20 protein-coding genes are annotated in these 24,245 nt (G+C 33.2%); 13 read left to right on the top strand and 7 right to left on the bottom strand.

Going from position 1 to position 24,245, the window contains the following annotated elements; translation table 11 throughout:
• Positions 1–39 precede the first annotated feature (39 nt).
• Positions 40–3,627, bottom strand: a complete 3,588-nt coding sequence (locus tag ROY99_14855) for a vitamin B12-dependent ribonucleotide reductase (GenBank protein MDT3697662.1) — start codon at positions 3,625–3,627, stop codon at positions 40–42.
• 424 nt (positions 3,628–4,051) lie between these two features.
• Here ROY99_14855 and ROY99_14850 point away from each other — a divergent pair, with 424 nt between their 5' ends.
• The 3 genes from ROY99_14850 to ROY99_14840 are packed head-to-tail and all read left to right on the top strand — an operon-like array spanning position 4,052 to position 6,518.
• Entirely contained in the window at positions 4,052–4,972 is a 921-nt protein-coding gene (locus ROY99_14850; protein ID MDT3697661.1) for an ABC transporter ATP-binding protein, read from the top strand.
• A complete protein-coding gene (locus ROY99_14845) occupies positions 4,972–5,811 on the top strand; it encodes an ABC transporter permease subunit (protein ID MDT3697660.1) in 840 nt (279 codons plus the stop codon). Before ROY99_14850 ends, ROY99_14845 begins: the two co-directional genes overlap by 1 nt.
• Before the next feature lie 11 nt (positions 5,812–5,822).
• Positions 5,823–6,518 (top strand): hypothetical protein, encoded by a 696-nt coding sequence (locus tag ROY99_14840; GenBank protein MDT3697659.1) that lies wholly within the window; start codon positions 5,823–5,825, stop codon positions 6,516–6,518.
• A gap of 82 nt (positions 6,519–6,600) precedes the next feature.
• Here ROY99_14840 and fabF read toward each other — a convergent pair whose 3' ends face one another.
• The 4 genes from fabF to ROY99_14820 all read right to left on the bottom strand — a co-directional run bounded on the left by fabF (position 6,601) and on the right by ROY99_14820 (position 9,783).
• Entirely contained in the window at positions 6,601–7,860 is a 1,260-nt protein-coding gene (gene fabF, locus ROY99_14835; GenBank protein MDT3697658.1) for a beta-ketoacyl-ACP synthase II, read from the bottom strand.
• A 127-nt stretch (positions 7,861–7,987) separates the two neighbouring features.
• A complete protein-coding gene (locus tag ROY99_14830; GenBank protein ID MDT3697657.1) occupies positions 7,988–8,455 on the bottom strand; it encodes a GNAT family N-acetyltransferase in 468 nt (155 codons plus the stop codon).
• 1 nt (position 8,456) lies between these two features.
• Positions 8,457–9,191 (bottom strand): DUF3298 and DUF4163 domain-containing protein, encoded by a 735-nt coding sequence (locus tag ROY99_14825; protein MDT3697656.1) that lies wholly within the window; start codon positions 9,189–9,191, stop codon positions 8,457–8,459.
• A 1-nt stretch (position 9,192) separates the two neighbouring features.
• A complete protein-coding gene (locus ROY99_14820; GenBank protein MDT3697655.1) occupies positions 9,193–9,783 on the bottom strand; it encodes a phosphatase PAP2 family protein in 591 nt (196 codons plus the stop codon).
• A gap of 97 nt (positions 9,784–9,880) precedes the next feature.
• Here ROY99_14820 and ROY99_14815 point away from each other — a divergent pair, with 97 nt between their 5' ends.
• Positions 9,881–12,508, top strand: coding sequence for an ATP-binding protein (locus ROY99_14815; protein MDT3697654.1), 2,628 nt, complete (start codon positions 9,881–9,883; stop codon positions 12,506–12,508).
• Between the two features lie 86 nt (positions 12,509–12,594).
• On the opposite strand, the gene rocD is transcribed toward ROY99_14815, so the two are convergent.
• Positions 12,595–13,815 (bottom strand): ornithine--oxo-acid transaminase, encoded by a 1,221-nt coding sequence (gene rocD, locus ROY99_14810; GenBank protein ID MDT3697653.1) that lies wholly within the window; start codon positions 13,813–13,815, stop codon positions 12,595–12,597.
• Positions 13,816–13,947: 132 nt separating this feature from the next.
• Here rocD and ROY99_14805 point away from each other — a divergent pair, with 132 nt between their 5' ends.
• The 6 genes from ROY99_14805 (at position 13,948) to ROY99_14780 (ending at position 19,100) form a co-directional block, all read left to right on the top strand.
• On the top strand, positions 13,948–14,238 hold the full coding sequence (locus ROY99_14805; GenBank protein MDT3697652.1) for a 4a-hydroxytetrahydrobiopterin dehydratase: 291 nt from the start codon (positions 13,948–13,950) through the stop codon (positions 14,236–14,238).
• Complete coding sequence (locus ROY99_14800; protein ID MDT3697651.1) at positions 14,235–14,546, top strand: hypothetical protein; 312 nt, start codon at positions 14,235–14,237, stop codon at positions 14,544–14,546. The genes ROY99_14805 and ROY99_14800 overlap by 4 nt, the downstream gene beginning before the upstream one ends.
• The gene (pyrE, locus tag ROY99_14795; protein ID MDT3697650.1) at positions 14,533–15,117 is read left to right on the top strand and encodes an orotate phosphoribosyltransferase; all 585 of its coding nucleotides are present in this window, start codon (positions 14,533–14,535) and stop codon (positions 15,115–15,117) included. The genes ROY99_14800 and pyrE overlap by 14 nt, the downstream gene beginning before the upstream one ends.
• A gap of 89 nt (positions 15,118–15,206) precedes the next feature.
• Positions 15,207–16,478, top strand: coding sequence for a M64 family metallopeptidase (locus tag ROY99_14790; protein ID MDT3697649.1), 1,272 nt, complete (start codon positions 15,207–15,209; stop codon positions 16,476–16,478).
• 9 nt (positions 16,479–16,487) lie between these two features.
• Positions 16,488–17,723, top strand: a complete 1,236-nt coding sequence (locus ROY99_14785; GenBank protein MDT3697648.1) for a SpoIIE family protein phosphatase — start codon at positions 16,488–16,490, stop codon at positions 17,721–17,723.
• Between the two features lie 12 nt (positions 17,724–17,735).
• Complete coding sequence (locus ROY99_14780) at positions 17,736–19,100, top strand: NAD-dependent succinate-semialdehyde dehydrogenase (GenBank protein ID MDT3697647.1); 1,365 nt, start codon at positions 17,736–17,738, stop codon at positions 19,098–19,100.
• Here ROY99_14780 and ROY99_14775 read toward each other — a convergent pair whose 3' ends face one another.
• Positions 19,101–22,205 (bottom strand): PAS domain S-box protein, encoded by a 3,105-nt coding sequence (locus ROY99_14775; protein ID MDT3697646.1) that lies wholly within the window; start codon positions 22,203–22,205, stop codon positions 19,101–19,103.
• A gap of 157 nt (positions 22,206–22,362) precedes the next feature.
• Between ROY99_14775 and truA the strand changes: the two genes are divergently transcribed.
• From truA to ROY99_14760, 3 genes are all read left to right on the top strand, one after another.
• A complete protein-coding gene (gene truA, locus ROY99_14770) occupies positions 22,363–23,091 on the top strand; it encodes a tRNA pseudouridine(38-40) synthase TruA (GenBank protein MDT3697645.1) in 729 nt (242 codons plus the stop codon).
• A 77-nt stretch (positions 23,092–23,168) separates the two neighbouring features.
• Positions 23,169–23,618: a DUF2231 domain-containing protein gene (locus ROY99_14765; protein MDT3697644.1), complete on the top strand. Its 450-nt coding sequence runs from the start codon at positions 23,169–23,171 to the stop codon at positions 23,616–23,618.
• 17 nt (positions 23,619–23,635) lie between these two features.
• Positions 23,636–24,244 (top strand): hypothetical protein, encoded by a 609-nt coding sequence (locus ROY99_14760; protein ID MDT3697643.1) that lies wholly within the window; start codon positions 23,636–23,638, stop codon positions 24,242–24,244.
• Position 24,245: the final 1 nt, after the last annotated feature.

Below are 24,245 nucleotides of genomic sequence, written 5' to 3'. Positions count from 1 at the left end.
CATTATATTTTATTTTAAGATAGTCTCATTAAATAATTATCAACTGCATCCGGTTGTTGCGCCGCAGGTCATACATTTTAGACAGGTGCCATTTCTTACCATCGTAATACTCTGACATTCTGGGCAAATATCTCCCGTATATCCGTTCTCAATTGCCTGTTTAACTTTTGCAGTCATATTGTTAAAGGTTTTTGTAACCGTTCCTGAAACAACATCTGAATTTTTATAAGAATTTAAGTAATCGGCATCCATATTACTCTTATCCAATTCAACCAATCTTTCGCTAATTAATTCTTCACTTTCAAACTCAGGTTCTGCTAATTTCTTGACAATTCCTCTGGAAATTTTTGTAGAAGTTTCATCGTTGTCGATATGAGATAGATCGTTCCTGCCGAGATAAGTAACAGCAAGTTCTCTGAAAATATAATCAATAACCGATGTAGCCATTTTTATTTTGTCATTTCCGGTTACAATTCCACTTGGTTCAAAACGTGTAAATACAAAAGCATCAGCAAATTCTTCAAGCGGAACGCCATGCTGTAAACCAAGAGAAATAGAAATTGCAAAACAGTTCAATAAACTTCTAAAAGAGGCACCTTCGCGATGCATATCAATAAAAATTTCACCAAGCTGTCCGTTATCATACTCACCGGTTCTTATATAGACTGATTGACCGCCAATTTTTGCTTTTTGTGTATAGCCGGATCTTCTATCCGGTAATCTTCTTCTTTTTGCAATGTATCTATGAATTATTTTTTCAGCAACTTTTACAATATCGTTTTTCTCTTTCTCTTCCATTATAACTTCAATATCTTCATCAGTCATAGTGTTTAATGGTTGAGAAAGTTTAGAACCATCACGATAAAGTGCATTAGCTTTTACACCAAGTTTCCAGCTTTGCATATATGCATTAGCAACATCTTCAACACTGGCACCATTCGGAAGATTTATTGTTTTAGAAATTGCACCTGAAATAAAGGGCTGTGCAGAAGCCATCATTTTTATATGTGCAAGTGATCTGATGAATCTGGTTCCCTTTTTACCGCATTTATTTGCACAATCAAAAACAGAATAATGTTCGTGCTGTAAGAAAGGCGCCCCCTCTATTGTCATTGTTCCGCAGACATAATCGTTTGCTGATGAAATTTCTGTTTTAGAAAAACCAAGTCTGCTTAGTACATCAAAGTCAAATGAATTTATTTCTGTTTCAGTAAAACCCAATGTTTTAGTAAGGAACTCTGTTCCAAGCGAAAATTTGTTGAATGCAAATGTAATATCAAATACTGAAGGCAGCATCTTTTCTATTTTATTAATTAACTCTTCAGTAAAACCTTTTGCTTTAAGAGATTGTGGATTGATATAAGGACATCCAACCAAAGAACCTGCCCCCTTTGCATATTTAACAATTTCATTAATCTGATCTTTGTTATATCCTAATTTTTCTAATGCAGGCGGTATTGACTGATTGATGATTTTAAAGTAACCGCCGCCGGCAAGTTTTTTAAATTTTACCAATGCAAAATCCGGTTCAACTCCGGTTGTATCACAATCCATTACTAATCCAATTGTACCTGTTGGTGCAATTGCGGTAACCTGTGCATTTCTGAAACCATATAGTTCACCCAGCTCTATTGCTCTGTCAGAATCCTCTCGAGCTGCTTTTAATAAATCTGATGGACAAAATTGCGGGTTTATGCCAACAGGATAAACTGTTAAACCTTCGTACTCTTCATCCGGAACATTGTAGGCTGCTCGTCTGTGATTTCTTAATACACGCAGCATATTGTATTTGTTTTCTTCATATTTTGTGAACGGTCCTGCTTCTTTAGCAAGCTCAGCTGAGGTGGCATAGGCAGACATATGCATAATAGAAGTTAATGCACCGCAAATTGCAAAACCTTCACGGCTATCGTAAGGTATTCCTTGAAGCATTAGTAGTGTACCAAGATTTGCATAACCTAAACCTAATGTTCTGTAATCATAGCTAAGTTGAGCAATTTCTTTACTAGGAAATTGAGCCATTAAAACACTTGTTTCTAATACTATAGTCCAGATTCTCGATGCATGTCTAAATGCTTCAATGTTAAACTGATGATTATCTGAGTTATAAAACTTAACCAGATTTAATGATGCCAGATTACAGGCTGTATCATCAAGAAACATATACTCACTGCAGGGATTTGATGCTTTTATCTCACCGCCGGCAGGACTTGTGTGCCATTCATTTATTGTTGTATGAAATTGAATACCAGGATCAGCACATGACCATGCTGAATACGCAATTTGTTCCCACAGATCTTTTGCTTTTAATGTTTTGCAGGGTTTTGGATTTCTCTTTTCAACCTTGGCTTTTCTCTTTTCTATACGCCAGTACAGATTCCAATTGCCATCGTTAAGAACTGCGTTCATAAATTCATTTGTTACTCTTACAGAGTTGTTCGAGTTTTGACCAGATACAGTTGCATAAGCATCAGAATTCCAATCAGCATCGTAAATAGGAAATTCAATTGATTTGAATCCTAATTTAGCAAGCTGAATAACTCTTTCGATGTAATTGTTTGGTATCTGAGCTTTACGTGCTTCAAGAATTGCAATTCTTAGCTTCTTGTTCAGCTTTTTATTAAAGCGGTCATTTTCAGGATGTTCATCGTAACAAGCTTTTATGATATTGTTAAGATGTAAATTACAAAGTTTTGATCCCGCAACAAGTGCAGCAACTTTTTGTTCTTCAATCACTTTCCAGTTTATGTATTCTTCAATATCTGGATGATCAAGATCAAGTGTTACCATTTTTGCAGCACGTCTGGTTGTGCCTCCGGATTTTATTGCGCCTGCAGATCTATCTCCAATTCTTAAGAATGACATTAATCCTGAAGATTTACCTCCGCCGCTTAATGGTTCTTTAGAGCCTCTAAGCTCTGAATAATTTGAACCAGTTCCAGAACCATATTTAAATAATCTTGCTTCTCTCACCCAAAGGTCCATTATTCCGCCTTCGTTTACAAGATCATCATTTACCGATTGAATAAAGCAGGCGTGTGGCTGTGGATGAGTATATGCATCACTTGATTTAGTTAACTCGCCGGTTTCATAGTCAACATAAAAATGTCCTTGTGAAGGACCGGTGATTCCGTATGCCCAGTTTAAACCTGTATTAAACCACTGCGGGCTGTTTGGTGCAGCCATCTGATTTGCTAACATAAACATCAGTTCATCATAAAATGCTCTGGCATCTTCTTCTGAATCAAAATATTTAGCTTTCCAGGCCCAATAAGTCCAGGTACCGGCAAGTCTATGAAACACTTGTCTTGAATCTGTTTCAGAAGTAAATCTATCATTCTCGGGAAGTTCCATTAATCTTTCTGTATCTGCAGCAGATGGTAAAAGCCATTTTGGAACTCCTTTTTCATTTATTTTTTTCAGAAGTTTTGGGATGCCTGCTTTTCTAAAATATTTTTGTGCTATGATATCAGTAGCTACCTGTGACCATTGCCCGGGCACAGATACATTTTCCATTTTAAAAACGATTGAACCATCAGGATTTTTAATCTCAGATGTTCTCTTAATAAATTCAAAAGATGATAAAGGATCCCTTCCCTGTTCGGTAAAAAGTCTTTTTATATGCATCCAAATCTCCTAAGGGTGTTACTGCATTGAGCAGTTAAGTTAAATAATAAAATTTATATTTTTGTTGAGAAGCGAGCTTAGCGTTATGAGTGATTTAGTAATTGTATAAGAAAGGTTAATATTTTTATCATCACTCATATCAAAATTTATCCAAAGCTATGAAAATAATTTTAAAATAAAAATAAATAATCAGTAATAGAAAAAATTATTTTTGTCTGCTAATTCTCGAATCGAAAATGAAAATTTTTTTATAAAAAACCAAATTGAATTTTTTTTATACAACACTTGACTATAAATAAATTTTAGCATCATTAGGAATTTTGAACTTCTTATCCTAAAAATCTGCCGCTAAAAATTTTTAAATCATTTAAAAGATTTTTTTGTTAGTATTTTAATACTGCAAAATTATACAATTGAGAAAAACTTGGCTCAGGAAAAAATTATTGAAATAAATTCACTTGTAAAAGACTTTAAAAAATTGCGCGCAGTTAATAATCTTAATTTGTCAGTATATAAAGGTGATGTATTTGGTTTCTTGGGACCTAATGGTGCAGGTAAAAGCACAACTATACGCATGTTATTATCACTTATCAGACAAACATCCGGCACCATCAATCTCTTTGGTAACTCAATTAGCTCAGATAGAAAAAATATTCTTGGGAAAATTGGGGCTATCGTTGAGAAGCCTGACTTTTATAATTATTTGTCAGCTTATAAGAACTTAGAAATACTTGGCAAACTTTCGGGCAAAGAAATATCCAAACATAAAATTATGCAGGTTCTTGAGTTAGTTGGTCTGGATAATCGTTTTGATAGTAAAGTGAAAACTTTTTCACATGGAATGAAACAAAGATTAGGCTTGGCGCAATCATTACTGCACGATCCTGAATTAATTATTCTTGATGAGCCGACTACCGGACTTGATCCGCAGGGTATGAAGGAAATACGTGATTTGATAACCTATCTGAGCAAAGAAAAAGGAAAGACTTTATTTCTGTCTTCACATATACTCCACGAAGTAGAACTTGTTGCTAACAGAATGATAATTATCAGCAAAGGAGCAACTAAAGTTGAAGGTGATGTTAAAGATTTACTTAATACAAAAAAACTAAAGGTTTCTTTCGATGTAGATAATGAACAGAAAGCTAAAGAGCTGATTTTTCAATCAGGATGGAAAGAAAAATTTGAGACAAATACAAAATCAGTTTTTGTTTTTTATCTCGAAAATCATGAAATATCACAACTGAATAAATACTTCGTTGATAACAATATTTCAATCAGTGCTGTTATCCCCAAACGTTCCTTGGAGGATTATTTCTTAAAAATAACTGAAGAGGCTTCGTAATGTTGACTCTTATCCAAATTGAGTTATATAAAATTTTTAAGAAATGGCGAACCTATATCGGATTTATTGCAATTGGTGTTCTTGTTCTTATAATTCAGATAGCATTTAAATATGAAGGACAGGACACAATAAATTATTTTACAAGAAATATTCGACAATCGTTTGTTTTTGTAGGTAATCTTCTTAATGGATATCTGGTTTCATATTTAATAATGAATAGCCTTGCAATACATATACCTTTTTTAATTACACTTGTAGCTGGAGATTTATTAGCCGGAGAAGCAACAGCCGGCACTTACCGAATGATTTTAACCAGACCTGTTTCCAGAACTGAGATTATTTTTTCAAAATTTATTGCCGGAATTATCTATACAAGTCTGTTAATTCTTTGGCTGGCAGTAAGCAGTTTGGCAGCAGGGCTTTTAGTTTTTGGTACGGGTGAACTTTTAGTTTTAAATAATCAGATAATAATTATTTTTGAGAAATCAGATGTTCTTTGGAGATTTTTAGCTGCATACGGTTTTGCTGCATTATGTATGTCGGTTGTTACTGCTCTTGCATTTCTTTTCTCTTCTATGGTTGAAAATGCGATTGGTCCGATAATAAGCACTATGGCAGTAATTATTGTATTTGTGATTCTTTCAGCACTTAACATTGATTTCTTCCAGAATATTAAACCCTATCTTTTTACTAATTACTTACTTTCCTGGAAACTATTCTTTGATGATCCTGTTGATTTAAGCGAAATTGTAAAAGCTGTTACTGTAATGTTAGTACATATTATCTTCTTCTTTTCTCTAACATTGTTTTTATTTAAGCGGAAAGATATTTTATCATAGAAGAGGTTATGATGAAGATTATTTTTTTCTTTTTGTTGATATCCAATCAGATATTTACTCAATCAAAAAATCCTGAAGAAATTTTAAGGAATGTTGTTGATAATTTTAATAAGGTTAAAGATTATACTGCCGAAATTAGTATTAAGGTTAATGTTGAGTTTATCAAAGTACCCGAATCGAAAGCAAAAATATTCTTTAAACAGCCTGATAAAGTGCACTTGAAATCAGATGGATTTGCAATGCTTCCCAAGAACGGTATGGAATTCTCACCAACTTCACTGATAAACACAAAACATACTGCTATTTACGAAAATGATGTTTTGTTAAATGGAATTAAAACATCAATAGTAAAAATTATTCCGCTTGGTAATGAAGGTGATGTCATATTTTCAACTTTATGGATTGAGCAGGCAAAACAAGTTATACGAAAGGTTGAATCAACAACAAAAACTAATGGAATCTTTGTTATAGATTTCTCTTATTCCGATGATTTCAAATATCCGCTTCCGGAAGAAATAGTTTTTTCTTTTAATACTGATAAAATGAACATACCATTAAATAGTAACGAAGATTTAACGCCTGAAAAACCAAAAAAGAAAAACGGTAAACCTGACGGAATTACCAAAGGAAGGGTTATTGTTAAATATTCAAATTATGAAGTGAACAAAGGTATTCCTGATTCTGTTTTTGAAAAGAAAAATCAATAATCAGTAATGAGTTTTATTTTCTCTTTTCACCTCAAAAAAGTAATAGTAACAAGAATTTCAGAAACTTCAGTTTATATCTTCATCATTGAACAAATTTTTTGATAACAACTGAAGTATTATGTCCACCAAATCCAAATGCATTGCTTAGAGCATAATTAACTGTTCTATCCTGAGGTCTATTAAACGTATAGTTTAAATCGCATTCCGGATCCGGATTTTCAAAGTTAATAGTGGGTGGTATTCTGTTATTTATTACGGCAAGAATTGATGCAATTGCTTCCACAGCACCAGCAGCTCCTAGTAAATGTCCTGTCATACTTTTTGTAGATGATAAATTCATCTTGTATGCATGATCTCCAAATACTTTTTTAAGCGCTTTGGTTTCACCGATATCTCCTAAAGGAGTGGAAGTGCCATGCATATTTACATAATCAATTTCTGTTGGATTAATATTAGCCTGTTTTATAGCCATCTCCATAGATAAAACTGCACCGGTTCCTTCCGGATGAGGGGCAGTAATATGGTGTGCATCGGCAGATAACCCAGCGCCAACTATCTCGCAATAGATTTTAGCATTTCTTTTTAAAGCATGATTAAGCTCTTCCAGAATTAAAGCACCGCTTCCTTCGCCCATAACAAATCCATCACGTGTTGCATCAAATGGTCTGCTGGCTGTTTCAGGAGAGTCATTTCTTGTTGAGAGAGCCCGGTTTGCATTAAATCCTCCAATCCCTAATTCATTAATTGAAGCTTCACTTCCGCCGGTAACCATTACATCAGCCATTCCGAATTTTATAAGCAGATAACTATCGATCATATTATTGTTGCCGGTTGCACATGCAGAAACAGTACAATAGTTTGGTCCGCGGAAACCATATTGCATCGAAATATGTCCGGCAGCAATATCCGGTATAAGCATAGGAATAAAGAAAGGTGAAATTCTTCCTGGCCCTTGTTCGCGATTTATTACAGCCTGATCATAAAATGTTTGGATACCGCCAATACCGCTTCCGAATATAACTCCGATTTTATTTTTCTGTTCTTCGGACAGGGATTCAGGATTAAGATTGCTGTCTTCAACAGCTTGTTTTGCAGCTACAAGAGCATATTGAGCAAATGGGTCTAATCTTCGTGCAGTTTTTCTATCCAGAAAATTTCCAACATCAAAGCCTTTTAATTCACAGGCAAATTTGGTTTCAACTTTTGAAGTATCAAATTGTTTAATCATTGCTGAACCACTTTTTGATTCCATCATTCCGTCCCAGAATTCATTTATAGTTAATCCGATTGGTGTTAAGGCGCCAAGCCCGGTTACAACAACCCGTCTATCACGATTAGCCATTTGTTCCTCTTTTTATGTTAGAAAATTGTTTCTTTGGAAATTTTTGCTCTGTTAAAATAATGAAAAATGTTTTAAGCAGAGTTATACTTTGATTTAAGAAAATGAATAATTTGGCGATAATTTTTCATCAAAACTTATCTGAAGTTAATCTAAAAGCTATCCATTCTTCCAATGGTTTTGCTCCAATTTTTTTGTAAAAATCAATTGCTGATACATTCCAATCCAATACAGACCACTCAACTCTGCCATAATCTCTCTCTTTTGCAATAGATATAATTTTTTTTAATAAAGATTTTCCGATTCCTTTCCCCCGGTAATTTGGTAATACAAAAAGATCTTCAAGATAAATTCCTGCTTTGCCCAGGAAGGTTGAATAATTTTTGAAGAACAGCGCATAACCAACTGCTTTACCATCAAACTCGGCAATTAGAACTTCAACAAATTTTTCATTATCAAAGATAGATTGCTTTAATTTTTCTTCAGTAGTAATAACTATATCTGATAATTTTTCATACTCAGCTAATTTCTTAATAAGCGAGTAGATTATCGGTGTATCTGATTTTTCAGCAAAACGGATATTAATATTGTTAATCATATTATTTGGTACTGAACGGTAAATCTTCTGATAATATATCCATTATTTTTTCGAATGAAATCTCAGCGGTAATCTCACCCATAGCATAAGGTCCAATTTCATAAGGATCAAATTGTAATACCAAAGCTCCGGGAATTATATAAAAATCCTGATCTTCAGGAATAACAATTTCATTTTCAAACAATCCAGCTTCAAATAAAGAATTAGCCTGATATTTTTCCAATATTGCTTCTTCGCATTCGTAAGCTAAAAGGTCAAGCTTGCCAGGCTGAATAATATCAGTAAGTGAAAGAAACGAACCATCAGCAAGATTAATATTATATCCGACAGCAAAATAATTTCCATGAGCTCCGCCGGTGAATTGATAATGATTCATTTCTATGCTGACAAAATCTTTTGTATTATAAAAAACATCAAAACCTGTTTCAAAGCTATATTGCATAGGATAAAGTTTATCAAAAAATACAGTAGTATCAGTAACCATTTCATTATACCAGGTAATAGATTGTTTGAAGTCTTCTTCAAGCACTTTGTTTATTCTATTAATAACTTCAGATTTATCAGAATTAAGAATAAAAGGATAGTCAATATTTATCCATATAGTACTATCATTATTGCTGTCTGAATAATTTCTGCTTTCTATAATTACAGAATCAGGTACAGAAAAAGAGCTATAAACACAATATGAAGCCGGACTAAAAACAAAGAATGATAAGATTATTGTTAAAAATTTCATATTATTTGAACCTTTCAGAATTCTGAGATTCAGATTTCTTTAAATCATTTTGTTCAATTAGTTTATCAAGTCTCAAAATAATTTCAGCAAAAATATAACCAAACAATACTCCGATTAAAGCTCCGCCTAAAATATCTGAAGGATAATGTAATCCCAGGTACACTCTTGAAACAGATACAAGAAAAGCAGTTATAAATAATACCCATTTAAGATTGGGATATAAACGGTAGAAGAAAACTGCTGCTGCAAAATTATTTAATGCGTGATTTGAAGGGAAAGAGTATGTGCCGGTTGAGCCAATTGGTAAAATTACATCAGTTAAGACCGAAAATGGTCTTGGTCTGGCAATTATATCTTTAAGAATTCTGTAACCAAACTGATCGGTTACAACAACAAGCAGAATTACACCAATTACAGCCAGCTTTCCTTTAGTTCCGCCTTTAATAAAACTGATGCCTAACAAAATTACATAAGTGATATACCAATTGTTTACATTGGTTATTATAGAAAAGAATTTATCCAGAAATCCGGCTGATAAAGTATGATTTATTAAATAAAATACAGCCAGATCAATCGAATATAAAAAATCCATTTGAAAATAATTTTAGTTTTTATAACTATAAAATAGAAAGGATAAATCAATTTTTCATAAAAATTATGTAGATTTGAAAAAACATTATGAGTAAAAAATGAAAAACAACAAAACAGTTGTTGGTTTCATCTTTAACCCTAATATACCATTCCTGAAAGAGAGGTATAATCAGATCAGGGAAGAAACTGGAAAATATTTAGTTACGCCGCTTAAAGTTATTGCTTTGATGGTAGCAATCTCCGGAATCTTTGCAATGATTTTTGAAGTAAGGCATTATTCTGAATTTACTGTTCAGATATACTTTGTAAGATTATTAGCCACATTAGTTGCGTTTTTAATACTGGTATTTCTTAACACAGAAAGAGCAACAAAATATACTATCCCATTAGTTCATATCTTGCTGTTAACCATAATCGGCTCTACTGGGGTAATGATACTACTGATACCTAAATCTCTGATAGTAAACTCGCAAATAGTTGGTCTGATGATTTTTACTTCAGCAATGTTTCTGAATTGGGAAATAAAAAACCAGATACTTGTTGCGATTTATTACAATATTGTCTTTGCAGTAGCAATTCTTTTTAACGATCAGAAGATTTATTTTCTTCCAAATATGTTCGAATCTCTGATTTTTGTCCTGTTCCTTAGTCTCCTTTCTGTAGTTGGCAGTGCAATAAATTTCAGAATGCGTTTGGAAGTTGCAAAGAATGCATTAAAGGTGGAAGAATCAGAAAAGAAATTCAGGTCTATATTTGATAATTCTTCAGATGGCATTTTCCAATCAACTCCTGAGGGTGAATTTATCACAGCAAATACATCGCTGGTTAAAATGTTCGGCTATGAGAAATTAGACGACTTAATTGTTACTCGTATTCCTGATTACTATAAAGATCAATCTGACAGGGAAAAATTATTAAAGATAGTTAAACAGTACGGCTATGCAGAAAATTATGTTTCGCGGATGATAGATAAAAATAAAAATGAGCTGATCGTTAGGATGAATGTAAAAGCGGTAAGGGATAACGGCTCAGAAAAATTTTATCTTGAAGGAACTTTGCGAAATGTAACAGAAGAGATTAATACATTGGAAAAAAGGCGTCAGGCGGAGATTGAACTTAAAGCAGAGAAAGAAAAATCTGATGCTCTTGCCAAAGAAGCTATGAAATTAAGTACAGCAAAAAGCCGTTTCCTTGCTAATATGAGCCACGAAATCCGAACACCAATGAACGGTATAATAGGATTTTTATCTTTGATTGAAAATGAATCTTATAATAATCTGGATGAGTTAAAACAGTTTATTCATAGTGCCAAAATATCTGCCGAGTCGTTGCTGGAGACAATTAATGCAGTGCTTGATCTTTCTAAAATTGAAGCAGGCAAAATAGAACTTGAGAAATTGAATTTTAATTTAAGGAAAATAATCAGTCAGGCAGTTTCTATTGTTACTCCAAAATCTAAAGAAAAACAGTTATCAATACTTACTGATATTCCGGAGAATGTTGATCTTAATTTTGTTGGCGACCCAACAAGAATTCGACAGATATACCTGAATCTTCTCAGTAATGCAGTTAAGTTTACCAATGCTGGAGAAATCAAAATAAAAATTAGTGTTGATGATACAGATAAAAATAAAGTTAAGATAAGTTCAACAATTTTCGATTCGGGAATTGGGATTCCTGCTGATAAAATCAAAGAATTATTTAAGCCTTTTTCTCAGGTAACAGGACTTGAAGGAAGCAGCCTTGGCGGAACAGGACTTGGACTTGTTATCTGTAAAGAATTCACAAATCTTATGGAAGGTGATATTTCAGTTAATAGTGTTGAGGGAAAAGGAAGCCAGTTTGAGTTCCATATTTTTGTTAAAAAACCCGGTGCAGATACTGAACATTTAAATAAGTTAAAATCTCAAATAGATGAAGAGTATCTTGATGAAATTCAATTTTCTGATGCTGATATAAAAAAATACAGTGCTAAAAGAAAAGGATTCAAAATCCTGCTTGCAGAAGACAACCTTATTAACCAAAAAGTTGCGATAAGAACATTAATCTCTGCCGGTTACGATGTTGATGCTGTTATGAATGGCGAGCAGGCGGTAAGAGCATTTACCCAATATGATTATAATCTTATCTTAATGGATATTCAAATGCCGGATGTTGATGGTTTTGAAGCAACAAAAATGATCCGTGCTATGAAGGAGCCCAAATGCAAAGTGCCGATAATTGCAATTACTGCACACGCATTGGTTGGTGACCGCGAAAGGTGTATTGAATCAGGTATGGATGAGTATGTAGCTAAACCTATGGTTGCAAGACACATAATAAAACTCATTGATCATTTTTTAAAGATTGATTACACAGATGAACCTAATACTAATAAAACAATTAACGATGGTAGAATTTTTGATTTTGAAAGATTAAAACAAATAAGTCTTAATGATGCAGTATTTGAAAAAGATTTGCTGACCGATTATATAGCAGATGCAGAACATAAACTTACTTTGATTAAAGAGTGTCTTCTGGCGATGGATGTTAGAAAACTTGTAGAGTTATCGCATACTCTTAAAGGTTCAAGTTACTCTGTTGGTGCAAAATATGTGGGCGATGAAGCTTTGGGCATTGAACTTTCTGCTAGGAATAACGATCTGCCGAATATTGAAGAAAGATTACCTAGATTATTAAAATCAATTGAAGAAACAAAAGTTGTACTAAAAGAACGGCTGGTATAGATTGGAATTTAAGATTTAAAACTTTTTGTTAGATAATATTGTCCCGATCCTGCCTTCACATAAAACAGGATCGGAACTAAATTAATCTATTTGAAATCTTTCATAACTTTTCTGATTATATCAAGAGCAAAATCAATTTCATCCTTAGTTATAACTAAAGGTGGTGCAAAACGGATTATATCCCCGTGTGTAGGTTTTGCAAGCATTCCATTTTCTTTCAATGAAACGCACACATCCCAAGCTGTCTTACCTTTTGATGAAGGTTTGATAACGATTGCATTTAATAATCCTTTACCTCTAACAAGAGTGAGATTCTCGAATTCATCAACCATCTTCTGAACTTCGGCTCTAAAGTAATTACCAAGTTTGAAAGCATTATCAGCCAGTTTTTCTTCAATCAGTACTTCTAAAGATGCGATTGCAACTTTACATGCAAGAGGATTTCCGCCAAAAGTTGATCCGTGCTGACCGGGTTTTATTGTAAGCATAATTTCATCATTTGCTAAAGCTGCTGATACAGGCATAGTACCGCCGGATAATGCTTTACCGAGTATTAAAATATCTGGCTTCACCTGGTCGTAATCAGATGCAAGCATTTTACCTGTTCTTGCCAAACCTGTTTGTACTTCATCACAAATAAGAAGAACATTTTTTGCTTTGCAAAGTTCATAAGCTTTCTTTAAGTAACCGTCATCAGGTACAAAAACACCTGCTTCACCCTGAATTGGTTCAACCAAAAATGCTGCAACATTCGGTTCCTCCAAAGCTTTTTCCAATGCCTGAATGTTATTATAAGGTATCTTTACAAATCCGGGAACAAATGGTCCATATCCATCATATGAATCTGGATCTGTTGAAGCCGAAACAGCCATCAATGTTCTTCCATGAAAGTTTTCGTTGGCAACAATAATTTTAGCTTCATACTTTTTAATTCCTTTAACATCATAAGCCCATCTTCGGGCAAGTTTTATAGCAGTTTCTACACCTTCAACACCTGTGTTCATTGCCAGTACTTTATCATAACCGAATAATCCGGTTATGTATTTTTCAAATTCACCAAGAGCATTATTATAAAATGCACGCGAAGTCAAAGTTAAAGTTTGTGCTTGTTCAACCATTGCATTGACTATTTTCGGATTACAATGTCCTTGATTAACAGCTGAATATGCGGAAAGGAAATCGAGATATTTTTTGTCTTCAACATCCCAAACCCAAACTCCTTTACCTTTTGCAATTACAACTTCAAGCGGGTGATAATTATGAGCGCCGTACTTGTGCTCTAAGTCTATATAATATTGTGAGTTCATAAGTCTTCCAGTTTGTTCAAAAGTTTAAAAATTACATTGAAAAGTTAGCCCTTATTGCCTGAATAACCAAACAAGACAAGGTGTTTAATCAACATATTTTGTATTTTTACAAAGTAATAATCAGGTTCAGTGATGAAACTAAATAAACTAAATCAGGAACAAATCAATTCTAATTTATCAAAGTTTTCAGGATGGTCTTTTGAAAACAATTCAATATTCAAACAGTTCCAGTTTAAGGATTTTATTGAAGCATTATCTTTTGTAAATGCTGTTGGTCTGGAATCTGAAAAGATGGATCATCATCCTGATATTTTAATGTTTGGGTGGAATAAAGTTAAGATTACAATTTCAACACATAGTGCCGGCGGGGTTACAGAAAATGATTTTGAACTTGCACAAAAAATTGAGGAGAGATTAAAATGAATTCAAGATTAGATGAACTGTTGGATAAGTACGATGAAAATCCGATGGATGCCGATATCATCTTCAGTATCGTTAAAGAATATCTAAAGCAAAATATGGATGATGAAGCGGAAGAATTTCTTAAAGATCTTTTAAAGAAAGAACCCAAATATGTTCAGGCTTACATTACTTACGGAAATCTTAAAGAGAACAACAACGAAATTAAAGATGCGGAATATTATTACCGTACAGGCTTAAAAATAGCTAAAGAGTTAAACGACACTAAAGCAGTCAGGGCACTGGAGGATTATCTTGATGAACTTGAATAAAGAAAATGTACTTAAAATATTTAAAGGTACCGAAGCGTTACTGGAAGGACATTTTCTGCTTACTTCCGGAAGGCACAGCAACCAGTATTTTCAGTGTGCAAAGGTTTTACAATATCCTGAATACACTTCGCAAATATGCTCTCTGATCGCTAATCATTTTAAGGATTATGAGATAGATACCGTTATTGCTCCTGCAATGGGGGGAATAATAGTTGGTTATGAAGTTGCAAGACAGCTAAATACCAGATCTATCTTTACTGAAAGAGAAAACAAAGTAATGACATTACGACGCGGCTTCTCACTTGCGAAAGGAGAAAAAGTTATTGTTTGTGAAGATGTTGTTACTACCGGCGGATCAGTGTTTGAAGTTATAGAAATTGTTAAACAATTTGGAGCAAAGGTGGTAGGAATTGGAAGCATAGTTGATAGAAGCAACGGCAAGGTAGATTTTAGTCATGATTTTTTTGCTGCATTAAGTTTGGAGGTGGTTTCATATCTGCCGGAAGAATGTGAAATATGCAAGGAAGGTAAACTTGAATTAGTTAAACCTGGCTCACGAAAAACTTTTTAATCGTAGTGTTTTTTTAATTAGCATTATTTTTTACAAAAAGCTGAGATTTTATAACTGCTCAGATTTTAAATCCAAATGAAATTATTTTTATGAAAAATTTTTTAGTTGTGGTTCTACTGTTTACAAACATTATATTTCCCCAAATTAACTTCGATCAATACTTTGAAAGTAAATCATTAAGACTTGATTATTTTCATACCGGCAATTCAACCGAAGATAATTATTCGTTTGATGAATTGATTGAAGAACCATTTTGGGCAGGTTCAAAAATTAATCTGATTGATAAGTTTGATTATGGAAAGTATAAATTTTTTGTTAAAGATTATCAAACCGGACAAATAATTTACTCGCGTACTTATTCAACTCTATTTAGTGAATGGCAGACTACTGATGAAGCCAAACAAACTGTAAGAACTTTTAGTGAGACTATAGTTTTTCCGTATCCTAAAAAATCTGTCGTGGTTGAATTTTATTCAAGAGACAGAAAAAATCTGCTTAATAAAAAATTTGAATATATAGTTGATCCAAATAATTATTTTATTAAAACTGAAAGAGTATTTAGCTTTAATACCTTTGAGGTTTACAATAGTGCTAATCCTGATAAAGCCGTTGATATAGTGTTAATTCCTGAAGGATATACTTCTGATGAGATGGTTAAATTCAGAAAAGATTGTGAAAGGTTTGCAGGGTATTTATTCAATGCCTCGCCTTATAAGGAAAATAAAGATAAATTTAATATCAGGGGAATCGAAGCACCATCAAAGCAATCAGGTACCGATATACCTCCGGAAAATATCTGGAAAAATACAATTGTAAACTCTCAGTTTTATATGTTCGATCTTGACCGTTATCTGATGACAAAAGATAATAAATCACTTAGAGACATTGCTTCAAATGTTCCGTATGATCAGATTTTTATTCTGGTTAATTCTGATATATATGGAGGCGGCTCAATATACAATCATTATTCAGTTTGTATAAGTGATAATAAATTTAGTGAGTATATCTTTACTCACGAATTTGGGCATGGATTTGCCGGTCTCGGGGATGAATATTATACATCAGATGTAGCATATAATGAATTTTATCCGCTTGATGTTGAACCACTTGAACCAAACTTAACAACGCTGGTTAACTTTGAGTCAAAATGGAAAGATATGCTGAATGAGGATACTCCAGTACCGACACCTCAAATTAAAGAATATCAAAACGAAGTCGGAGTATATGAGGGCGGGGGATATGCAGCAGAAGGAATTTATCGTCCAATGCAGGATTGTTCAATGAAATCAATTTCAGTAAATAATTTTTGTCCGGTGTGTAAAAGAGCAATCGGGTGGATGATAAACTTCTATAGTAATTAGCAGGTTAAGATGTTAGATCAAAAAAAGCTACATAAAACGGTTGAAACCATTGCATCTCAAAAATTTTTTTCTGATGAAGAGATGCTTAAAAAAGTTATCAATGAAATTGTTCAGGATCCTTCAATCGGATTTATCGGGGGAAGAATATGGAAGTTATATCCTGAAATAGAAGGGTATAAATTGCTCTATCAAACCGGAAGAATGGATAAAATTGAAAAAAGCTTTGTTATCAAAGCATTGGAGTATCCTGTTTTCGAACAACTTGCACAATCAAGAACAATACTTGGTCATGAAACAATCGAAGCATTAAGGAAAAAAGGCATATTTAAATATTCAGCTTCCGGTGTAGGGTATAAAGTTAAAATACAGGGGAAACCATTTTATGAATATGTAATTGCTCTTAATTCAAAAAATATTGATGAAGAACTAAAAATAAATCTCAGTATAATTTCTACCGCACTTACTTCTCAAATAAAGCAGCGAAGAATATCTTACAGCGCAAATCAGCTAAAAGCAGATATTGATAAAGCCCGTCAGCTTCAGAGGAGTATTTTACCTGAGCATGAGTTTAATTTCAGTCACTTTGAAATTTATGGAATAACAGATCCTGCTGAAATTGTTGGCGGAGATTTTTTTGATTATCTGGAAATCGGTGAAAATAATGATCGTGTTGGAATTGCTATTGGAGATGCTGCCAGCAAGGGTATTGCAGCAGCTGCAGAGGCAATGTATGTTTCAGGTGCTTTAAGAATGACAACTACATTTGATGTTAATATCTCGCTGATTATGAAGCAAATGAATGAACTGGTCAATAAAATTTTTGAGGATGATAAATTTACTTCATTGTTTTACGGCGAGCTTACAACTAATAAAAACGGATTGTTTTTATATGCAAATGCCGGACATAATCCGCCTCTGTTTTACAAAAGTAAAATAAAAAAAATTACATATCTCGAAACAACCGGTCCGGTACTGGGTCCTGTCCCTCAATCAAAATATTCTGTTGAAAATATTAATATTTATCCAAATGATATTCTTGTGTTATATTCTGATGGAGTTACTGAAGCAGCAAATAATAAATCATCATTTTATGGTGAACAAAGACTTAACACCATTGTAAGGAAATTAAAAGATAAATCATCTAAAGAAATTGCACTTGGAATACTTGAAGATGTCTTTAAGTATTCGAAAAACGGAACCTATAATGATGATAAAACAATTGTCGTTATAAAAAGAACTTTTTAAATTTTAAATATTATGTTAACATCAATAAATCCTTCAAACAATAAAGTATTAAAACAATACGATGAAATGACCACAGAACAGTCTTCTGAGATCATTTCACTTGCTCATCAGTCATTTTTAAAATGGAAAGAAACTACATTTGCGCTGCGTTCAGAGTTAATGAGAAAAGCGGCAAAAGTATTACGGCAAAATTCTGAGGAATATTCTGTTTTGATGACAATGGAGATGGGTAAACCAATAGCCCAGTCCAGAGCTGAAGTTGAGAAGTGTGCCTGGGTGTGTGATTACTATTCAGAAAATGCTGAGTGGTTTTTGGCTGATGAAATTATAAAAACTGAGGCTTCAAAAAGTTTTGTTTCTTATGTACCGCTGGGTGTTATTCTTGCTGTAATGCCATGGAATTTTCCATTTTGGCAGGTCTTCAGATTTGCAGCTCCTAATTTAATGGCTGGTAATGCAGGTGTTTTAAAACACGCATCAAATGTTACCGGCTGTGCCTTAGCTATTGAAGATGTGTTTAGAAAAGCAGGATTTCCTGAGAATCTCTTCAGAACACTAGCGGTTACTTCAAAAAATGTGAAGTCTGTAATTGAAAATAAAAATATTCAGGCTGTTACTTTAACCGGAAGTGTACCTGCAGGTAAATCGGTTGCATCTTTAGCTGGCAGTTTAATTAAAAAAACAGTTTTAGAACTTGGCGGAAGCGATCCTTACCTTGTGCTTGAAGATGCGGATTTGGAAAAAGCTGCATTCTCTTGTGTTAATTCAAGATTGATAAATGCAGGACAAAGCTGTATTGCTGCAAAGCGTTTTATCATTGTTGAAAAAGTTTACGATGAATTTGAAAAATATTATCTCAGATTTATGTCTGAGAAAAAAATGGGCGATCCTTTAGATGAGAAAAATCATCTCGGTCCGCAAGCTAGTATTCAGCTTAGAGATGAGCTGCACGATCAGGTGTTGAGAAGTGTAAAACTTGGAGCAGAAATAATTCTTGGCGGAAAAATTCCTTCTCTTGATGGGGCTTATTACCCTCCGACAATCTTAATAAATGTTAAACCTGGTATGCCTGCATTCGATGAGGAATTGTTTGGTCCCGTAGCTGCTTTAATTAAAGCAAAAGATGATGATGAGGCTGTTGAATTAGCAAATAAAAGTATTTTTGGTTTAGGAGCAGCTGTGTTTACAAAAGATAATAAAAGAGGGGAGCAGATTGCTAAAGAAAAACTCAATGCAGGATGCTGTTTTGTAAATGATTTTGTTAAATCAGATCCGCGTTTGCCGTTTGGCGGAATAAAAGAATCAGGATATGGAAGAGAGCTATCTCCGTTTGGTATTAAAGAGTTTGTTAATATTAAAACAGTTTATATAAAGTAATCAGACCAAATCTTTTAATAACTCAACAAGATCATTTCTGCTGAAAGGTTTTGAGAGATAGTGTGTACATCCGGCATTCAAAAATTCCTCCTTTTCACCCGGCAGAGCAAAAGCAGTTAATGCAACGATAGGAATTTTTTCATAACCTTTTATACTTTTTATTTTTTGAGCAACTTCAATTCCCGAAAGACCGATTCCCAGATTTATATCCAGCAGTATTAATTTATAATCATTGATCAATGCCATAGCAATTGCATCCTGTCCGGTAAAAGCAAAGTCCATTTCGCAGATATTCTTTAAAAACAACTTAGCTATATCTCTGCTTGCAGAATCATCATCAACCATTAAGACTTTATGAAGACTATTTAAAATCGGTGTCTCTTCAGTTTTCTTATCTGATTTTTTATTTTCTTTCTTATCCTTTTCTTTTAGCTTGGCACTTTGAAGAGGAAAAACAATCTGAAAAGTTGAGCCACTGCCAAGTTTACTTTTAAGAATAATTTCACCAGACATCATTTCAACAAGCTTCTTGGTTATTGTTAATCCCAAACCTGTGCCTTCAAACTGCCGGTTCAAGCCCTCACTAACCTGTCTGAAAGCTTCAAATATTATCATCTTATTTTCATCTCGTATTCCGATTCCGGTATCAGTAATACTTAAAGATGCAAATCTAAGATCATTCTTCTTAAAAGATTTTATCTCAGCAGTAACAGAACCAGAGTGAGTATATTTAATGGCATTTGTCATAAGATTATTGAAAATCTGAAAAAGCAAATGTTCATCAGCAAGTATATATACATCTCCTTTAGATTTTTTAACAAGCAGCTTGAGATTCTTTTTTTCTGCAAGTGCATTAAACAACTTGATATTTTCGTTTACAAATCCAGCTAAATTAATTTCTTTGTAATTAATTTTAATTTTATCTGTTTCTATTCTAGAAAGATCCAGTACATTATTTAGAGTTTCGAGAAGTCGTTTGCCGCCTAACAGAATTGTTTCAGCCATATCAGCAAGTGCCGGATTTTTTATTTCATTTTTTAATATTTCAGCAAAGCCAAGGATACCTACAAGAGGTGATCTTAATTCATGACTTACATTAGTAAAGAAGTTGCTCTTAATTCTGGATACCTGTTCAGCTTTATCCTTTGCATCCGTTAATTCTTTCTGCCGCATTTTTGCTTCAGTTATATCCATACTAACGGCAGCAAGTGCTATTGGCTTACCTGAATCATCAGTTATTAGCGAAGTTGATAAATATACTGGAAACTCCTCGCCGTTCTTTCTTTTATTTATCAGTTCACCTGTCCAGCCTCCTGCAAGCGTTTGGGGATGAATTTCTTTAACAACCGCAGCATCGTTATTTGGTGAACGGATTAGTGAAATTGGTTTGCCGATAATTTCAGTTTGAGAGTATCCATAAACTCTGCTGAAAGACTTGTTAACAAATATTATTTTATCGCGTATATTGGTTATGCACACACATTCAGAAACATTTTTTAATGTTTGAGCAAGTATATTTACTTTTTCTTCAGAAAGTTTCCGTTCAGTTATATCTGTAATAAAGCCCTCAAGGCAAACAACATTTCCGAACTCATCATATACAGCACGTCCTTTTTCCCAAACCCATTTTTCTAAACCCTGCCAGGTTAGAATTCTGTACAATAAAGTAAAAGGTTCATGATTTGCAACTGCATTCTGGATTATCTCATAAACTAAAAGCTGATCATTTTTATGAATGAGGCTTGCATAACTTATTTGTTTATCATTTATAAGTTCATCCTGCCTGTAACCGGTCAACTGATAGCATCCTTCACTCACAAATTCCATTGTCCAGTTAATATTATTTTTGCAGCGATAAGCCATTCCTGGCAGGTTACTCATTAATGTAGCAAGTTCTCTTTTTTGTTCAGAAATAATTCTTTCCGAATTTTTTCTTTCGGTAATATCTCTAACTATTGCTTGAACAAAAACTAAATTACCCAACTGAATTCTGTTTAAACTGATTTCCGCAATAAAAATACTTTCATCAAATCTTTTATGAGTCCATTCAAAAAACTGCAGTTGACCCGATAACGCATCATTGATTTTCTTCTTCCCTTTAAGGCTCGATACAGTTCCATCTGGCTGGTATTCAGGTGAAAGATCGTAAGGAGGAATATCTTTGAACATTTCTTTTGTACATTTAAATAGTTCAAGTGTTTTTTGGTTACAGTCAACTATTACACCGTTAAAAACCAAAATGATTGCATCATTAGCAGATTCAAAAAGAGTTTTATATTTTATTTCACTCTGAATAAGTGCTTCGGTTGCTTTATGTTTTTCTGTTATGTCGTTAAAAAAGACAGCAATAGTATTTGAAGTTAACTTCATTACTGAAAACTCATAAACTCCTTTTAAATAAGTATCCTCATAATTTAACTGTGCATTTAATAGAGATTTGCCGGTTTTTAATACGGACTTAAACTTCTCAATGAAATTCTCTTTTAATAGTCCGGGAAAAATATCCTGTATCTTTTTTGATATAAGTTTATAAACGTCAATCTTTAGTTTATTGACAGCCGACTGATTTGTGCTTATCAGAATCAGATCATCATTCTCATCCAAGCTGTACACTAATACCCCCAAAGGAGTTGCATCCAGCATATTCTGAAGACTTTGAGCGAGTTTTTTTGCATTCTCTTCAGCATTTTTTTGATAGGTTATATTATCACAAACGAAATTGATCTCGGTAATTATTTCAGTATCTGCAGAAGTATAGATTGTTTCACGAACCCAAAAACTTTGACCATTCTTTCTAAGCATAATCATTTCATGCGAAGATTGTTTACCCGGATTTAATAACACATACTTAATTTGTTTATCAATTCTATCCTTTTCAGTAAGGATATAAATATCTGAAATATCAGTACCGATTAATTCATTAACATCATATCCAAGTTCAGAAGCACCATTTTTGTTAATAGAAATAATTTTCTTATCCAAAGAAATACTGAAAAGAATTAATGGATAATTCTCGTAAAGCAATTTATACTTCATCAGGTCTTCGGCGGCTATGTTTGTGCCGTTGCTTACAGTATTATTTGTTTCTTTTGGATCAGATTGCATTTTATTTAATTAGAAATACTTTTTTGACAAGAAATTTTCTTGTGTTAAAATAAGAAACTTATAACAATTAGTTAACTGGTTTATGATAAAAATATTTAGTTGGGATAGTTTTAAAAGCGGTATATCTTTACGATGTAAATTAAAAACACATTAATTCTTGAAAAATTATAAACTTTTAATACAATATGATGGAACAGAATATGCCGGCTGGCAGATCCAGGAAAACTGTAAAACTGTTCAGAAGACTATTACTGATGCGATTGAATTATTGTTAAAAGAGAAAATTAATCTTATTGGATCAGGAAGGACTGACAGCGGTGTGCATGCTGCCGGACAGGTTGCAAATTTCCGCACAAATAATTTGATAGATATTTATAGATTCAAACATTCACTTAATTCTGTTCTTCCCTTTGATATCTCAATTAAAAAAATGGAAGAAGTATCAGAGGATTTTCACTCCAGATTTGATGCAAAGAGAAGAGTATATTTTTATCTGATTTCCAAAACAAAAAATCCGTTCTTCAGAAATTTTAGTTATTTTTATCATAAAGAAATTGATTTAGCAAAACTTAATTATCTTTCTAAAATAATTGCCGGAACAAATGATTTTACCTCATTCAGCAGAAAAAATTCAGAGGTTGAAAATAAAATCTGCACTGTTTACCAGATTGGCTGGCGCGAAATCCGTGATCTGATAGTTTTCTATATTAAGGCAGATAGATTTTTACACGGAATGGTTAGAACAATTGCAGGAACTTTGTTAAGGTCTCAGGAATTGCCTGAACCAGAGAATTATCTTAACGGAGTTTTTAGATTAAAAAACAGAGAATCTGCGTTTGAAGCTGTTCCAGCAAAAGGTTTATTCTTGTATAAAGTTGAGTATTAAATTTATAAATCGAAGATAAAAAAAATGTTTTTATATATGCAGCCCGATAAAACTAAAACAATTTAACCAAACAGCCTGTGGAAATTTTTACTCAAATACATTTAAAGATAATTCATTTTCCGATTGCCTTATTATGTGTTTATCCATTTATTGAACTGCTGTATTTTATCACTCAAAAAGAATACTTTAATAAAACAGCTTTTTTATTTTTAGTCCTTGGTGTTACTGCTGCTTTATTTGCAGTTCTTACCGGTAATCGAGCAGCTGAAATGATCAGTAATTGGCAGTCAGATTCAAAACAAATTTTTGAACAGCATCAGCTTTATGCAAACATAACAGTTTGGTTTTTCTCAGCTATACTTGCAGTAAGATTTATTGTTAACAAAAAATATTCTTCTAAAAGGATTATTGCTTTTATTTTTTTTATAGTTTCTTTAATTGGTTTATTTACGATTTATCAAACCGGATACTATGGCAGCAGATTATCAAAACAGATTATTATTAATTCACAGGAGATTATTAAATAATTAATTAAACTGAGTTTATGATTAAGATAATAACTACAACAAAATATTTTCTGATTTTAATGTTTCTTCTTCAATTGTCAATGTATGCAGAACAACCGCCTTCGGGCAGAGTATCCGGATTATTTATGTCATTTGGAGTAGGACCAAGATTTCCGATAGCTGATTTTTCCAGTACCACAAATTTAGGATACGGTGTTAATATAGAATTTTCTTATACAGACAATGAATTTCTACCTGTGTTTTTATACACAAAAATAGGTTTTGAACAATTTCCCGGTTCACAAGATTTCTATAGAGAAACCGATTACTCAAATTATCATGTAAATGCAATTCCTGTTAATATCGGCGCCCGATATTATTTTTCTCCGATATTGGAAAATATAATTTTACTGATGCCCATTGCTCAGATCTCTGCTGCATATTGTTATTCGTATACACTACATGAATTTGATAAAAATGCCGGGAAAAATAATTTTACTAAGGATAAACATGATTTTGGTTTCAGTGCGGGAGCAGGATTTTCAATGTTTATGATGGAATTAGTTGCATCCTATAATTATCTGCCTGAAAAACAATTTGTTTCTTTAGATCTGAAAGTAAGAATTCCTTTATCTATAAATTTTTGAG

This window comes from Ignavibacterium sp. (assembly GCA_032027145.1).
Lineage (GTDB): Bacteria > Bacteroidota > Ignavibacteria > Ignavibacteriales > Ignavibacteriaceae > IGN3.
The sequence above is the reverse complement of the archived record's forward strand: the minus strand, read 5'-3'. Positions and strand labels throughout refer to the sequence as shown.

Bases quoted from the DNA above. Each gene is read 5' to 3' on its own strand.
- ROY99_14815 (MDT3697654.1), top strand. From the start codon at position 9,881: ATGAAAAACAACAAAACAGTTGTTGGTTTCATCTTTAACCCTAATATA.
- pyrE (MDT3697650.1), top strand. From the start codon at position 14,533: ATGAACTTGAATAAAGAAAATGTACTTAAAATATTTAAAGGTACCGAA.
- ROY99_14845 (MDT3697660.1), top strand. From the start codon at position 4,972: ATGTTGACTCTTATCCAAATTGAGTTATATAAAATTTTTAAGAAATGG.
- ROY99_14855 (MDT3697662.1), bottom strand. From the start codon at position 3,627: ATGCATATAAAAAGACTTTTTACCGAACAGGGAAGGGATCCTTTATCA.
- fabF (MDT3697658.1), bottom strand. From the start codon at position 7,860: ATGGCTAATCGTGATAGACGGGTTGTTGTAACCGGGCTTGGCGCCTTA.
- ROY99_14785 (MDT3697648.1), top strand. From the start codon at position 16,488: ATGTTAGATCAAAAAAAGCTACATAAAACGGTTGAAACCATTGCATCT.
- ROY99_14775 (MDT3697646.1), bottom strand. From the start codon at position 22,205: ATGCAATCTGATCCAAAAGAAACAAATAATACTGTAAGCAACGGCACA.
- ROY99_14780 (MDT3697647.1), top strand. From the start codon at position 17,736: ATGTTAACATCAATAAATCCTTCAAACAATAAAGTATTAAAACAATAC.
- rocD (MDT3697653.1), bottom strand. From the start codon at position 13,815: ATGAACTCACAATATTATATAGACTTAGAGCACAAGTACGGCGCTCAT.
- ROY99_14805 (MDT3697652.1), top strand. From the start codon at position 13,948: ATGAAACTAAATAAACTAAATCAGGAACAAATCAATTCTAATTTATCA.
- ROY99_14830 (MDT3697657.1), bottom strand. From the start codon at position 8,455: ATGATTAACAATATTAATATCCGTTTTGCTGAAAAATCAGATACACCG.
- ROY99_14820 (MDT3697655.1), bottom strand. From the start codon at position 9,783: ATGGATTTTTTATATTCGATTGATCTGGCTGTATTTTATTTAATAAAT.
- ROY99_14760 (MDT3697643.1), top strand. From the start codon at position 23,636: ATGATTAAGATAATAACTACAACAAAATATTTTCTGATTTTAATGTTT.
- ROY99_14800 (MDT3697651.1), top strand. From the start codon at position 14,235: ATGAATTCAAGATTAGATGAACTGTTGGATAAGTACGATGAAAATCCG.
- ROY99_14790 (MDT3697649.1), top strand. From the start codon at position 15,207: ATGAAAAATTTTTTAGTTGTGGTTCTACTGTTTACAAACATTATATTT.
- ROY99_14840 (MDT3697659.1), top strand. From the start codon at position 5,823: ATGAAGATTATTTTTTTCTTTTTGTTGATATCCAATCAGATATTTACT.
- ROY99_14825 (MDT3697656.1), bottom strand. From the start codon at position 9,191: ATGAAATTTTTAACAATAATCTTATCATTCTTTGTTTTTAGTCCGGCT.